The 15119-nt window shown below is 46.9% G+C and carries 15 protein-coding genes; 14 read left to right on the top strand and 1 reads right to left on the bottom strand.

The features are described from left to right. Positions 1-100 precede the first annotated feature (100 nt). The 3 genes from EL633_RS23875 to EL633_RS23865 all read left to right on the top strand — a co-directional run bounded on the left by EL633_RS23875 (position 101) and on the right by EL633_RS23865 (position 2095). Positions 101-586 carry a MarR family transcriptional regulator gene (locus EL633_RS23875; protein WP_126629800.1) on the top strand — a complete coding sequence of 162 codons (486 nt, stop codon included), beginning with the start codon at positions 101-103 and terminating at the stop codon, positions 584-586. A gap of 35 nt (positions 587-621) precedes the next feature. After that, positions 622-1605, top strand: coding sequence for an alpha/beta fold hydrolase (locus tag EL633_RS23870; RefSeq protein ID WP_126629799.1), 984 nt, complete (start codon positions 622-624; stop codon positions 1603-1605). Between the two features lie 64 nt (positions 1606-1669). Then, positions 1670-2095: a uridine kinase family protein gene (locus EL633_RS23865; RefSeq protein ID WP_126629798.1), complete on the top strand. Its 426-nt coding sequence runs from the start codon at positions 1670-1672 to the stop codon at positions 2093-2095. Positions 2096-2115: 20 nt separating this feature from the next. Here the strand turns inward: EL633_RS23865 and EL633_RS23860 are convergent, their stop codons facing one another. Continuing rightward, a complete protein-coding gene (locus EL633_RS23860) occupies positions 2116-3183 on the bottom strand; it encodes a LacI family DNA-binding transcriptional regulator (protein WP_161982389.1) in 1068 nt (355 codons plus the stop codon). Between the two features lie 385 nt (positions 3184-3568). Here EL633_RS23860 and EL633_RS23855 point away from each other — a divergent pair, with 385 nt between their 5' ends. The 11 genes from EL633_RS23855 to EL633_RS23805 all read left to right on the top strand — a co-directional run bounded on the left by EL633_RS23855 (position 3569) and on the right by EL633_RS23805 (position 15028). Beyond that, a complete protein-coding gene (locus EL633_RS23855; RefSeq protein WP_126629796.1) occupies positions 3569-4585 on the top strand; it encodes an ABC transporter permease in 1017 nt (338 codons plus the stop codon). Continuing rightward, entirely contained in the window at positions 4585-5451 is an 867-nt protein-coding gene (locus EL633_RS23850; RefSeq protein ID WP_161982388.1) for a carbohydrate ABC transporter permease, read from the top strand. Before EL633_RS23855 ends, EL633_RS23850 begins: the two co-directional genes overlap by 1 nt. Before the next feature lie 14 nt (positions 5452-5465). Next, positions 5466-7151 (top strand): extracellular solute-binding protein, encoded by a 1686-nt coding sequence (locus EL633_RS23845; protein WP_126629795.1) that lies wholly within the window; start codon positions 5466-5468, stop codon positions 7149-7151. 127 nt (positions 7152-7278) lie between these two features. Further along, positions 7279-8355, top strand: coding sequence for an amidohydrolase family protein (locus tag EL633_RS23840; protein WP_126629794.1), 1077 nt, complete (start codon positions 7279-7281; stop codon positions 8353-8355). Then, positions 8348-8734: a Rieske (2Fe-2S) protein gene (locus tag EL633_RS23835; RefSeq protein ID WP_161982387.1), complete on the top strand. Its 387-nt coding sequence runs from the start codon at positions 8348-8350 to the stop codon at positions 8732-8734. Before EL633_RS23840 ends, EL633_RS23835 begins: the two co-directional genes overlap by 8 nt. Before the next feature lie 158 nt (positions 8735-8892). Continuing rightward, a complete protein-coding gene (locus EL633_RS23830) occupies positions 8893-9705 on the top strand; it encodes an IclR family transcriptional regulator (RefSeq protein WP_161982386.1) in 813 nt (270 codons plus the stop codon). A gap of 263 nt (positions 9706-9968) precedes the next feature. Beyond that, positions 9969-11372, top strand: coding sequence for an ABC transporter substrate-binding protein (locus EL633_RS23825; RefSeq protein WP_126629791.1), 1404 nt, complete (start codon positions 9969-9971; stop codon positions 11370-11372). An 84-nt stretch (positions 11373-11456) separates the two neighbouring features. Next, the gene (locus EL633_RS23820; RefSeq protein ID WP_126629790.1) at positions 11457-12431 is read left to right on the top strand and encodes a carbohydrate ABC transporter permease; all 975 of its coding nucleotides are present in this window, start codon (positions 11457-11459) and stop codon (positions 12429-12431) included. A 23-nt stretch (positions 12432-12454) separates the two neighbouring features. Continuing rightward, positions 12455-13288 carry a carbohydrate ABC transporter permease gene (locus EL633_RS23815; protein ID WP_126629789.1) on the top strand — a complete coding sequence of 278 codons (834 nt, stop codon included), beginning with the start codon at positions 12455-12457 and terminating at the stop codon, positions 13286-13288. 20 nt (positions 13289-13308) lie between these two features. Beyond that, positions 13309-14175 carry a sugar phosphate isomerase/epimerase family protein gene (locus EL633_RS23810; RefSeq protein ID WP_161982385.1) on the top strand — a complete coding sequence of 289 codons (867 nt, stop codon included), beginning with the start codon at positions 13309-13311 and terminating at the stop codon, positions 14173-14175. Between the two features lie 16 nt (positions 14176-14191). Further along, a complete protein-coding gene (locus EL633_RS23805; RefSeq protein WP_126629787.1) occupies positions 14192-15028 on the top strand; it encodes a sugar phosphate isomerase/epimerase family protein in 837 nt (278 codons plus the stop codon). The last annotated feature ends 91 nt before the right edge of the window (positions 15029-15119 follow it).

The raw sequence follows: 15119 nt of genomic DNA, 5'->3' as shown, positions 1-15119 counted from the left end.
AGCGAACTGGAACGCTCCATCTAGAAGCGGGCTCTCTGTTCGAGATGAAGAAAAACTTCTTCAGGAAAAGAGAAAAATTGAGGAAAGGTATTTTGTTCGTATGAATAAGGATGAGCAGTTACAGTATGCAGACCACATCAGACATTTTTACACCCTGCGGTATGGTTTTCCTCCCATGGTCGGTCGGCTGCTTGGCTATCTCTTCGTCTGTGTTCCCGAGAAGCAGTCCATGAACGAGCTTGCTGATGCGCTCATGGCGAGCCGCAGCGCCATTGCTGGTGCGGTCCAGACACTGGAGAATTACCACTTTGTCAACCGAACTCGCGCTGCCGGCCAACGAAGCGATGCAATCAGTCTCAATCCAGCTGGTATTGAGGGGAAAGGATTTGACGCGACTGTTTACCAGGAGCAGGCTGCCCTTTTCCGTGAAGGTCTAAATGCTTTGAAGGACGAGGGGCAAGATCCGCGCATCTCTCTGTTAGAAGAAGCCGCCGCACTTGCCGAGTTCTTATCCGAGCAAATACCCGCCCTCCATAAAGAATGGGAGAAACGGCGCGATGCGCTCCGGCGCAATCGCGCGCTTTGAAATAAGGAAAGATGCTGTTTAATAGGGGGATGATCATGCTGAAAAAGAAGTCAAAAAAAACCATGGGTGTTGAGGAATATGTCCTGATCAACGGAATTTATCAGTATCTGTTTCATTCTGGAACAACCGATGAAAATCCAGTCTTGCTGTTTTTGCATGGTGGACCTGGAAGTGCAGCGTCCCTGTTTGCCCACGCTTTTCAAGAAACATGGGAGGATCTGTTTACCGTGATCCATTGGGACCAACGGGGGACGGGAAAAACGCTGACGAAGAATCCGGAGAACTATCCGACTCTTGATGTGCTCCTCCAGGATGTCTTGGAAATTGTTCACTACCTCAAGAACAGATATCACAAACAGAAAATCGTGCTCCTTGGTCATTCCTGGGGAAGTGTTTTAGGGAGCCTTTTTATCAACGGCCATTCAGAAGAAGTTGCCTATTATATTGGAGTAGGACAAGTGATTCATAAACGTGCAAGCGAGCGTCTCATCTATGCAAAAGTGAAGCAGGCCATTGTCCAGGCAAACGATCAGGGCGATCTGAAAAAGCTTGAAGCTCTTGGTGACTATCCAGGGAAGCAATTCGATTCGCAATGGCTGAAGAAATCGCTTCAACTTCGCAAACTGCAAGGGAAATATCAGCTCACGAGCAAGTCACATGTCTCCCCATTGAAAACACTTTTGACCAGTCCTCTTTTTCAATTCTCCGACCTCTCTGCATTGATAAAAGGGAATAAAGCAAATAAAGAATTGATGACCTTTTTAGGAAGTTTTGATTTAAATGCAGAGCCAGCAGAATACAACGTTCCTCTCTATTACATTGTCGGCGAACATGACTGGCAGACGCCCGTTGCTCTTACTCAAGACTATGTTCAGAGAATCAACGCCCCAGAAAAAAAGATCTACATCATACCAAATGCTGGACATATGACCATGGTTGACCAACCTGCCTTGTTTCTGAGCATCCTCCGAGACATTAAAAATAGACAGGAGAGTGAGAACGAAACAGAACAGGAATAGGAGATGAATCACGTCACTTTCGTCATTTGAAAGAGATGGAATTGAACTCAGCGTATCCAAACAGGTGCTTGAACTACTCTCTCTCAATGAAACAGCACGCTATCAACGCTATGATTGGGGCACAAAACACCTGGAGGAGTGGCACGAATTACAACCCACCGAGTATCTTCTCCTTGAGGGAGTCTCTTCATCAAGAGAAGCTTTTCGACCCTACCTGACATTCGCGATCTGGATTGAAACGCCGCGCCAGGAGCGGGTGCTTCGAGACCTTGAACGTGATGGGGAAACTGCTCGTCGCCAGTGGGAGGAATGGATAGCGAGCGAGGATGAGTATATTGAGCGTGAACACCCAGAACAAAAGGTCGACCTGGTCATCAATGGCACACGTCCTTACGATCTGTCAGCGGTTTTTTATTGCTTCTGGGAACGAGCCAGCATTCAACCAGCGGGAAACCGTGGAATGGGCAACTCCCACCTGGCTAGCCATTGACAGGTATAGTCAAAAACACTTTACTCCACACTCAAAGATGAGATCCCTGGTGTGCCAACCGATTGCCGAGAAATAAAGCGGGCGTAGAGTCGGACGTGAATGGGTGAGAGCTGAGGTGATGCGGCTCGTTCAATCAAGCGGCGAGCCGCCATCCTTCCTACTTCACCACGCTCAATGTGGACGGAAGTCAATGGTGGGACGGCAAAGGCAGCCATGGGATTATCGCCATAGCCGACAACTGATATATCCTCGGGTATACGTATGTTTGCTTCTTGTAGCGCACGCATCGCTCCAATCGCGCAATAGTCATTTGTGCAAAAGATGGCGGTAAATTGTGGACGCTGGGACTCAAGGTATTCTTTCATCCATTGATATGCTTCTTCTAGACTGATGTTCATATGGACAACCAGGCGTGGATCATACACAATACCAGCCGTTTCTAAGGCGGTACGATAGGCTTGATGTCTGCGATGCAGCGTACTGCGTTGAGGTGCCCCTGTGAGGTGTAAAATAGAACGATGTCCATGGGCAATCAAATGATTCATGGCTTCCAGGACTCCGGACCAATTGTCGTGCACAAACAGGTCGATAGGAAGTCCCTCATGCTCTGCATTTATTAAAACTATGCGGAAATTCAGCTTTGCCACGTCCTCAAGGAAAGTACGATTGTCCTGAGAAACAAAGATCAATCCATCTTCTCGATGACGCTTGACCTGCTCCATCGCCAGCATTTCCCCTTCTTTGCCAGGGGGGGTCACAGTATAACTGAGTTGAACCCCGTTGCGGCGACATTCCTCTTCGATTCCCGCAACAACATCTGAATGAAAGGAATCACTGGTCATATGAGTGCTGATAAAGAGATGGATACGCGTAAGCTGATTGTCTCCCCGATAACGAGGAAGTTCAAACTCACACCCCATACCTCTTGCGGCCGCCAGTACATGTTCACGCACGCTTTGACTGATTCCTTCGTTATTATTCAGAACACGTGAAACCGTACTCACAGAAACTTGCGCGGCATCAGCAATATCACGCATAGTGATACGCTGTCCGGAACGTGTACGTGGTAAGTTATAGGTTTCTCTCATAAAATCTCCCAATGTTCGCAACTCTTTGCAAGAGTATACCAATAAAAACGCGAAATTGCAAGAGGATTTCGCAACATATTCGCAATAAAAGCGTTGAATTTTACGTATGTGCATGGTAATATTTGCAAAAGCAGGGATAAATAGCCATATTTTCTATATATACCTGCATAAATATTGCAAATATTGCAGCAGAGAACCTTACTGAACTGCATCCTGACATGGTAATGCCATGACGGCATTCACCACGAATACAACGATTGTTATTAGAGATGCTTGCGTTCAAACGACATACTGCTACCTGTCTGGTTACCCAGACTAAATTGTAGAAAATGTCTATTAAGCAGCATCACAGGCAACGGTGACTTTTGACATGGAGGAAGTACGTATGGCCGAGAAAATTGCAGTGACGTTGGTACCGGGTAGGCAAAGGAACACTTCTATTTCAGCTCCTAAGGGGGCAGCAAGCAAACCTCCAGCCTCTCCACGCCGCGTAAAAAACGCCCCTTATTTCTGGAGAACTCTCTGGCGGGAGCGCTGGGTGTATCTATTGTTCCTTCCTGGCTTTCTCTACTTTTTGGCATTCAATTATATTCCTCTGCTGGGAAATGTCATTGCGTTCCAGGAATTTTCACCGTACCTTGGTATTTTTCGAAGTCCCTGGATTGGATTTGCCAATTTTCAACGTCTCTTCACCGATCCAATGATCGGTAGTGTTATCCAGAATACGCTTCTGATCAGTTTTTTACAGATTGTTTTTGCTTTTCCAATTGGCATTGTTTTATCGCTCATGCTCAATGCCCTGGTAAGTGAGCGCTTCAAGCGTTTTGTGCAAAGTGTTGTGTATCTCCCTCACTTTATTGGTTGGGTAATTATCATTAGCGTCTGGCAACAGATCTTCGGGGGAGATGGCTTTCTCAATCATTTCATCACTGGCCTGGGTGGACAACCAGTAAACCTGATGTCTAACTCACTATTGTTCAGGCCCATGCTTGTGCTGCAAGTGATATGGAAAGAGACTGGTTGGAGTACCGTTCTTTTTATGGCCGCCCTGACATCAATTGATCCAACCCTGTATGAGGCTTCGGCTGTGGATGGAGCCAGTCGCTGGCATCGTTTGTGGCATGTTACGTTACCAGGAATTCGAGGCGTTATTATCCTGCTCTTTATTTTGCGCATTGGGAGCATCCTGAGCACAGGTTTTGAGCAGATCTTTCTGCAGCGTGGCGCGGTCGGACTCAACATGTCTGAGGTTATCGACACATTTGTTTATGATCGTGGTCTGGTCAATGGTGATTGGAGTTTTGCAGCCACCGTTGGGCTGATCAAGCTTATTGTCGGGGCACTGTTGATCTTTACCGCCAATAGTGTTGCGAAAAAAATGGGAGAGGAAGGTCTCTATTAATGCCTACGTGGGAAAAACCAAACATTGCAGTGCAAGTCCTTCTGACGATGGTGATGATCGTCCTGGTCCTGATGATGCTCTTCCCGTTTGTCTACATCCTGGCTGTGAGCTTTTCGAGCGATCAAGATGTTGCGAGAAATAGCCTGATTATCTTTCCAGCGCACCCAACACTCGACGCTTTTCGCTGGGTTCTGAGCAGTGGCAATATAGTTCAGGGCCTGGGTATCAGCACATTTGTCACGATTGTGGGAACAGCTGTCAGCCTCTTTATCACTGTTACCACAGCCTATGCATTGAGCCGCCGTCAGACACCTGGTCATACATGTATGTTGTGGATCGTTCTGCTCACCTTGCTTATCAGCCCGAGTATTATCACCAAATATCTGGTAGTACGCCAGCTCGGCATGTTAGATAGCTTATGGGCGTTGACTATTCCAAGCGCTGTCAGTGCCTTTAATGTTGTGGTGATGCGTCAATTCTTCTTGGGTATTCCTCAGGAGCTGATTGATTGCGCAAAACTGGATGGGGCCAATGATCTGCGTATTCTAGCAAGTATTGTGCTACCACTCTCGAAAGCTGTGCTGGCCGCGATTGGCCTTTTTTATGCGGTTGAGCACTGGAATAGCTTTTTTGAGGCCACTATTTATCTCAATAACCCTGATCTCAATCCTGTCTCAGTCGTGTTACGACTCCTCGTCCTACAAGGCCAGCGCCCACCAGAAGCGGATCTCGGCCTGGTCATGCCTCCTGAGGTCACCATCCAAATGGCGGTCGTAGTACTGGCGACGCTGCCAATTCTACTGGTTTATCCATTCCTACAAAAGTATTTCACTAAGGGTGTCTTAACAGGTTCCATCAAAGGATAAAGGAGAAAAAAAACATGGATCATGCTGAAAACGCACAGACAACTCCATCTCCCTCATACAGTCGTCGTACATTTCTGCACACGGCTGCGTTAGCCACAGGAGGAATGCTCCTCGTGGGATGTGCAACCGATCCGTCCACAACAGCGCGCACGAAGATTACCTCACAACCAACAGTCCCACCAGCCCAGGCGACCGCAGCTGTTACCAACGCCATTGGCAAGACCTATTTCCCTTCGGGTGATCCCAATATCCCTGATGCATATACCGCACCATTACCAGAATATCAGTCAGTCTCCTATGTACCGGGTAGCGGGAAATCAATCAATGCGTTCACCTTAACCTATTTTACGCTCCCTCTGACCCATGATAAAAACAAATACTGGCTGGAACTGGAAAAACGGTTGAATGTAAAGTGGAACGTCACCTTTGCGACCAGCCCGGATGTCTATCGTGAGAAGGTAAGTACGCTGCTGGCCAGTGGAAACTTGCCAGAACTTTTCTGGTTGAATCCCGACCTCTCACCAGCCCTCCCTCAGGCCATTCAACAGGGAGCCTTTACGGACCTGACTTCCATGTTACGTGGCGATGCCCTCAAAGAATTTCCTAATCTAGCCCGTATCTCTCCAGCTATCTGGAACAACGCTCGTTTTAACGGCAAACTCTATGGTGTTCCTCGGCCACGTATCTTAACTGGAAATGTCCTGGCCTATCGCAGAGATTGGGCGCAAAAGCTCGGGCTGGATGATCCAAAGAATGGGAAAGATTTTCTGGCATTAATGCGGGCCTTCAGTAAAAACAAACCAGGAGGAAGCGAGTCATGGGCGATGGGGATCGCGCCTAATGGCGTTGCAAGCCATATCGGCTTCATGAACATGCATCGTGTGCCTAATCAATGGCGACGAGAGCCTGATGGACATCTGACATACTTCATCGAGACAGATGAATACAAGCAAGCAATTGACATGATGCGTCAGGCGTTTGCAGCAGGCTACTTCTATCCTGATGTGACCGCGCAAGCAGGGCTGAAACTCCAACAAAACTTTACAGGTGGAAAGACTGGCATGTATGTCGCTGGACTGAATGGCATCCCCCTCTTGCGACGCCTGACAAAAAAAATGAATCCTTCCATTGATGTGGGAACGCTCATTCCCTTTGGGGCTGATGGTGGAAAAGGTTCACATAATCTAGGAACCGGCTTCTTTGGCTATACTGGCATTCCTTCATCTGTGAGTGATCAAGGACGGGTGACAGAACTCCTACGTATCCTTGATTATCTCGCCGCACCAACTTTTAGTATGGAGTCAAACTACCTGCTCTATGGTATCGATGGTTGGGATAGTAGTGTGAAAAAGGGCATCCGTACGCTTACGGATAATGGTACCAAAGAGATTCAGGATCTGGTCACTATCGCTGGTGGGCCTTTTACCTACTATTATCCTACCGAACCAGAGCTTGGCATTCAGATGCAGGAAGATACAAAAAAATTATTGGCGATTGGTGTGTCCAATCCTGCAGTAAACGCATATTCACCAACATCGGTAAAACAAGGTGGAGTATTGGGAGAAATGCTCGATGATCGTATTCTGCGTATCTTGAGGGGAACAGATCCTCTGAGCTCAATCGACACGATGGTCCAGGATTGGCGGAAACAAGGAGGAGATCAGATCAGAAAAGAATTAGAGCCACAGGTAAAAAAATAACCACACTATAAAAAATCGCTCTACTCATCAAACTGATATGGGTGATGGGTAGAGTGCACAACAACTGTTATTTAGATCACTCTTCAGAAAGCATTTTCTATCAAAAGTGTAGAGGTAACCCATCCACATGAGCAAAAAGATAGATTTACTGATTGACGCCGACATCCATCCGGTGCTAAACACCAAACGTATCCAACATTTTCTGCCTGAACCCTGGCGAACCCGTCTGGCGGATGGCAATCGTGGCCCAGGTGGCCTGGGATATTGGAATCCTAATGGGGTGATGCGCAAGGATGCGGTGATTGCAGATGGAACACGAATTGAAAGTAGTGCCGAGCATCTCGCCCAGCATTTTCTCGATGCGTATCAGATTGACTATGGCGTTCTGAATCCAAGTAATTCTTTATCGATCGGGACATCTCCGGAGTTAGACTATGCGGCGGCCCTTCTTGCTGCGACCAATGACGTTATCGTGCATGATTGGTTACCCGTTGATACACGCCTGCGTGCATCGCTCCTCGTTTCTCCTGGGGATCCGCTGCTTGCGGCAAAAGAAATACATCGCCTGGGGGATCATCCCGGCCTGGTACAGATCTTGATGCCCAGTGCTTCGCGCATTGCGTATGGGAATCGTTTTTTCTATCCTATCTATGAAGCGGCCGTAGCACACCAGCTTCCCATTGCTATTCATCCAGGTGCTGAGGGATCCGGAATGTCTGCCCCTCCAACGGCGGTCGGCTATCCATCCAACTATTTTGAATGGCATACCGGGCTTGTTGGTGGCTATATTGCTCATCTGATCAGCTTGATTGCAGAAGGCGTCTTTGTACGCTTTCCGTCGCTCAAATTTGTGCTTATCGAGGGAGGAGTCTCATGGTTACCGGCCATTCTCTGGCGGCTAGACAAAAACTGGAAGGCATTACGGATGACGATGCCCTGGCTTGATCGACTTCCCAGTGACATTATTCGCGAACATGTCTTGCTCACCACTCAACCCCTTGAAGAACCAGAACATCCGGGACATCTCACAGCAATCTTTGAGATGTTTGCTGTCTCGCAGATGCTCATGTTCTCCAGCGATTTCCCCCACTGGGATAGTGATATGCCAGATTTTGCCGGACGTGTCTTTCCAGCTGCTGTTCGCCCCAGAATCATGGGGCAGACTGCAAGTGAGCTCTATGGGTTGGGAGCACTGCATGACTGAAAAGATATCCGATAGACCGCATGTCTATGCAGTCGCACACATCGATGAGATAGCGCCAGGTGAGCGCAAACTGGTTGAAGTTGAAGGAAAATCTATTGGCATTTTTAATGTTCATGGAATGTATCGGGCGGTACTCAATATCTGTCCCCATGCCTATGCACCAATCTGTCAGGGACGCGTCGGTGGCACGACATTGCCATCACCACCGGGTGAGTTCACATGGGGTCGTGAAGGAGAAATATTGTTCTGTCCCTGGCACGGCTGGGAATTTGACCTGTTAAGCGGCTCATCTCCTGTCGACAAGCGACACTTACGCCTGTATCCCCTCCATATAGAAGAAAAAACTCTCTATATTGACATGAAAGCAAAAAAGGACTGAAGCACGAGAAGACGTGTATCAGGAAGAGCGCTGGTGTGATGAATGCTTCGTACATTCATCACACCAGCGCTTTCTTTGTATATCCCCTTGACAAAGCCATTTCAATTCATTATACTTCTGAATATGAAATGGTATTTCACAATATGAAAGGCAGTCAGGTGGAAGAGACACAAGCACGAGGCCATATTAAATCGGTTGATAAAGCCATCGATATCTTACAGGTCCTGGCACCCGAGTCAGCCGGGATGCAACTCAATGAAATTGCCAGGAGTTTGCAGATCAATAGCAGCACAGCTCATCATCTCCTGGATACATTGAAACAGCGTGGTTTTGTGGATCAGCATGAGCAGACGGGCGCATACAAACTTGGCTATCAATTCATTGGTCTCGCAATGATGTTCTTATCACAAACAGACCTCTTTTCAGCGAGCTCAGATATTGTGCGTGAGTTGAGAGATCTCTCGGGCGAAACAACCTATTTAAATGTTTTAAACAACCGCCAGATTGTCCCACTGATAGAATTAACCGGCACCAGGCCTGTTCAAGCACGACGTAGCCCTTCTGGTGGCTCTGAACTCTATGCGACATCATCGGGAAAACTCCAGCTCGCCTATCTTCCAGCCAGGCAATTCGCAGACATATTGGCAAGTGAACCGCTGAAACAATTTACGCCAAATACGATTGCCGATAGAGATGCCTTACAGAAAGAAATGGAGATCATTCGCCAACAAGGATATGCCCTTGATCGGGAAGAACACATTCCAGGAGTTTTATGTATTGATGCACCCGTCTTCAACCATCAAAAAGAATGTATTGCTACTGTGAGTGTTTCTTATCCTGCTACATCCCTGACAGAAAGAAACGAAGAATTGCGTCACCTTGTCATTCAAGCGGCAAGACAAATATCTCAGAAGTTGGGATACCGTACTCATAGTATCGATACTCACACAAGAGCAAGTACCCATCCATAGGTAAGCAGAAAAAATACCGAGTTCATGAACACAATAATGGTTTACTACCTGTATTCTCATGCGAAGTGGCCACATGACGTCATGTCTTCTTCATCGACAGACGACAGGATGTCATTATGTGTTCATCTTATCCAAACATGGTTCAAGTACAATTGCGAAAAGGGGGAGCGTGTTCTCGAGTACTTTTCAGTATGTTTATGGGCGCAAATGATAATCATTGCTGATTTTGGTATTGTGTCATTTCTTGAAGGAGAGATAAACTAATGATACCCACCTCATCCGCCAGGCCTACAAAAAATCCACCGCGTGAACAGACGTTATCCTCTCTATCTCGTAGAGAAGTATTAAAAATCGGAGGTGCAGCCACATTGGCTTCGGTAGTGGCACCAACCCTTGTATCCTGTGGAACGTTTATCAAGAGCGATGCAGCAAAAACAACCACACTCACCATTACAAATCGCTGGTCCGATCCTGTTGCCAGGAAAACAATGACGACGCTCTTTACAAAGTTCGAGCAAGAAAACGCTGGTGTCAAAATCAAAAATGATGTTCGACCCAATAGTGGCGATACCTATCAACCTGCAGTACGAACCGCCTTTGCTTCCAGCTCCCCTCCTGATATTGCGACCAATATCGCAGGTCCTGAAGTATACAATCTTGCTAATGCTGGCGTCTTACGTGATCTCACCTCATTTTATAAAGATCAGATTGAGGTACGTGGCCTGGCCGGGACTACCACAGGCATGGAGTTACATAACAAGATCTGGGGAATTTCCGGCGGTGTCAATGTCGGAAATATTCTCTGGTTTAATCCTGATTATCTCAAAAAGTACGGCCTGGACGGCACACAGGTGCATAGCTGGGATGATTGGATGCAGCAACTTCAAACACTCAAAGCCAAAGGCGGTACGCCTATCTACTATGGGGCCAAGGATCTCTGGCCTGGTGGTCACTATTTGAATGATCTTGTTCAACGCACACTTGGCAACAATGCTACGTCAACACTGTATAATCGTACAGTCCTGGCCAAACAACCTGCAAACCCCAAATGGACCGATGCTGCCGTCACCGAGGCATTTCAAAAATTCATTGATCTTAAGCCTTATTTTCAGCCTGGTTATCTTGGCGAGGCATCGGCAACAGCTGATGCTCAGTTCTTAAGTGGACAGTCAGGTTGGCATGAGATGGGAGGCTGGCTCATGAATACTATTCTCAGTCAAACACCAGATTTTCAGCCAGGATTGATTCTATTTCCCTCACTACCAGGCTATCCAGGCAAACAAAGCGATGTTACGATTGCCAATACCAGTTTACTGGTAGGGAAAAATGCTCCATGGGATCTTGTACAAAAGTTTCTCCTTTTCTTTACGCGGCCAGATACGGTCCTCTTTATGGTTGAGAACATGAATCAACCCATGCCCTACAAGTATGAGACTGACAAGGTGAAGGTTGATGCAAAGATTAAAACCATCTTTGATACTATGAACTCCATGCTTACCCATGCTGGTAATAATGGCGCGGTCCTCTACAATGATGAGGCGGTCAAGGTTGATCTGTATACAAAATATATCTGGCAAGGCAGCACTGCTCTGCTCACAGGTTCGTTATCCCCAACAAAACTGTTACAGCAATTAGAAAACGACACAATGGCAACTGGTGGTGCTTAATATGTTCTTCTTCAATAGCACAGCAGCGTATCCAGGCAGGAGAACAGAGGTTCTCTTGCCTGTCACATCACAGGAGGGAGAAACATGGTGAAATCATCTTTATCGCTCGATTCATGTGCCGAATTGTCAAAAGGCACAGGAAAAGAACAGAAGAGACCTCAGAGAAAGCGTCGTGCCAGTCGAAGTGCAGAGATATTGACAGCATATGGATTATTGCTACCAGCAGCCTTTTTCTACCTTGGTTTCCAGTTTCTTCCTATTCTTGGGGCTTTTTTGATAAGCCTGTTCCAATGGAATGGTATCAATGCCAGTGACGCCTCTTTTATAGGTACGCAGAATTTCAGGCAGATCATTCAAGATCCTATCTTCTGGTCATCACTGCGAAACAATCTCTTCGTCGGCATTGCCGTCGTTGTTTTTCAGTGCGGAGGAGCTTTCTTACTGGCTGCAATCATCCATGCAGGGATTTCAGGGGCACAGATATTCAGGATTGTCTTTTTCGCCCCGGTTGTAATCTCTTCAGTCGCGCTTGGTATGTTAGCGATATTCCTATTTAGTCCTTCTATTGGCTTGATCAATGCTTTTCTACGTGGCATCAATCTGCCAGGCCTTGCCCAGCCATGGCTAGGAAGCTCTGTATTTGCCTTACCAGCTGTCGTTGTGACATTTATCTGGCAAAACATCGGCTTTAGCATGTTGCTGTTTTTATCGGCATTAAAACAGGTACCTGGAGAGATTTGTGAGGCAGCGCTCGTTGATGGGGCTTCGCAACGCACGATTTTATGGAACATTGTGTTGCCAATAATCCGTCCAGTCGCTGCAGTGATTGTACTTCTTGGTGTCATTTCAGCATTTCGACTTTTCGACACTGTCTACATCCTCACCTCAGGAGGTCCTTATCATGCTTCAGATGTCCTTGTGACCTACCTGTATGAAAGCGCTTTCGCTGGTAACCAGGTTGGTTATGGCAATGCCATCGGAGTCATTCTCTTTGTGATCATCTTTGTCTTTGCCATCTTACAGCTTCATTTTACCCATGCGGAAGAGTCCAGCTTTTAACGCACGAAAGGAGGGAGGGATTGATGAAGTTTTCGCTGTATACACCCTTTGCTCGTTATCTCTCATATATCATCCTCATCGTTGTAGCGGCTTTTATGCTCGCTCCATTAATTTGGATGACGTATAGTGTTTTCAAGCCGACAGGAGATATTTTTCGCCAGCCGTTTGCGTTGCCAGTTTCCTTTGATCTATCAAATATTGTTGATGCATGGCAGTTCGCACAATTTGGCTCATCGTACATCAACAGTGTGATTGTCACAACAATTTCAGTACTGGGGATCCTCGTTTTTGAAGGAGCTGCCGCCTATGCCTTCGCTCGCCTGAATTTTCCCGGCAAGCGGATCCTCTTTATCGTGTTTCTCGTGGGGCAAATGGTTCCAGCTCAAATGGTTGTGCTTCCTTCTTTTATCCAAATGTCCTTCTTAAATCTCAACGATACGTTACTGTCGCTCATCTTTCAGTACTGGAGTTGGGCACCCTTTGCCGTCCTGTTTTTACGAGCAAGCTTTCTGGCTGTGCCCAAAGATATTGAAGATGCGGCACGCATCGATGGCGCTGGACGAATGACTATTCTCTGGCAGGTAGTATTACCAATGACCAGATCAGCATTCGCTACTATCGCAGTAGTCTATTCACTCTGGATCTGGAATGATTTCCTCTTCCCTCTGGTGTACTTGCGTTCCGCCGATAACTATACGGTTCCTCTTGGACTGGCTATGTTCCAGGGCACCTACACTACCTATTGGGGAGAACTACTTGGTGCTATCTGTATTGCCATCTGGCCTCCACTTATTGTGTATCTTTTGCTAAGTCGTCCCATTCAGTCAAGTATGGCCACGGGCAGTATGAAATTTTAATATCTAGAAAGGCTTCTATTTTGAAACTGGCGATATCAGGTCAACTTCTTTCTCATACGCACGATCTATCATCTATTATTGACATTTTTCGTTCTTTAGAGGTCGATGCTATTGATCTCTGGCCCGAAAATATTCCCGGTGGCGCGACTTCGGAGGAACGCGCACGCTATGAGGGGAAAGATATAGAACAAGTACGGGACTTACTACAAGCTCGGCAAATACGTGTTGCCTGCGTGACGATTGGTGGCATGGCGATCAAAAAGGCGAGCGAAGAAGGACTAGCTTATGCCACGAAAGCACTTATCGCTACCGTTGATGCTGCTGCTGTGCTTGGATCCAGTCTTGTCAATTGTTACCTCGAAGGGTTCTCACCAGACTTTTTTGTTGAGTTTATGCGACCCGTGGTTGATTATGCCGCTAGCAAAAATATTATGGTTGCACTAGAGAATGAGGCACATGATGCCTCAGGTACTGCTGAAGGCTTGAAAGCCATACTGAAACACATCAATTCTCCATATTTTGGGACCTCTTATGATCCTTGCAACTACTATCAGGCGAATGAAGAACCTTTCCCAAGGGCCTATGAAATCTTGAAAGAGCATATTCGCTATGTGCATCTCAAAGGTGGGTGCCGCTATGATCCCCAATATCGTCCAGGTGATCATTGTGGTGGAACACTACGCGACACAATAAATGCCCATATCGGCTATACCACCATTACAGATGGCGTGGCCAACGCTGATGGTATTTTGCGTCGTCTGGTAAAGGATGGGTATACAGGTTATATCACCGTGGAACCACATGTCCCGGTCGAGCAGGCCCTGGCATACTATCGCGCGGATATGGCTTATCTCCATTCACGTTTACAAGAGCTAAAACAGCTGTAGAGAGAAAGAGGAAACGATGTCACTTGTACCTGGTATATTAGGAGACTCTTACCGTCGTCAGTTACGTAAGGTTACGCCTCACCCAGCGATTGACACGCTGTTAGATAAAGTGGTACCAATCTCACAAGAGTTTCATATTCAGCCACTAGCGCTTGATTTTAGCGTGGGCCAGCTGGCAAGCAAGGAGCCCGCATATCTAGATGCGTTGAAGGCTCGCTTTGAGCAGCTCCATATTTTGCCAACGGTCATCGTAGGAACATTGGTTCTGCACGCAGATCGTGAGTTGTCCGAGCCACCTCTTTTAGAGGCCATATATAACCTCAAAGTAGCTCAACGCCTTGGTTCTCCTTTAGCTCTTTACTATTTTACTTATGGCGGACGCGTAACACGCGAAGGTCGTATACGTCTGGCGGTCGAGCAGGTGAGCAGATTGGCTAAAGCTGCTCAAGAATATGGGCTGATTGTCACCACTGAAAATTATGATTTCTTTACAAGCGATGATTTTCTTGAAATCTTTACGAAAATCAGACACAAAAATGTCGGCTTGCATAGTGATACTGGCAACTGGCTACTCCTTGGTGAGGATCCTCTTGAGGCGACACAAAAAATGGCAGCCTATACGTATCATGCCCATGTGCGAGATTATATTCTGCGTGATGGTGTGTATGTGAGTGTTCCCATTGGTCAGGGATTAGTTCCCTTCAAGCCCGTGCTTGAGGAACTACGAATCATTTCAACGAAACGAGAACGGCTGGTGCTAGCGGTAGAGATGGATTTGGATGAAGGAGATGAGGATAGTGCTGTACACAGTTGCGTTGAGTATATGGTAGATTGGCTTGCTCAACAGCATTGATACATCCAATCTGTCAGGTCAATGCTTTCTCTGAAACGATGGAAAAGCAGGCTTCCATGAACAAAGGGATCGTGGAAGCGAGAAAGGATCT

It is taken from the genome of Dictyobacter alpinus, from assembly GCF_003967575.1.
In the GTDB taxonomy this organism is placed as follows: Bacteria; Chloroflexota; Ktedonobacteria; order Ktedonobacterales; family Ktedonobacteraceae; genus Dictyobacter; species Dictyobacter alpinus.
This window is presented reverse-complemented; position numbering and strand designations above follow the sequence as displayed.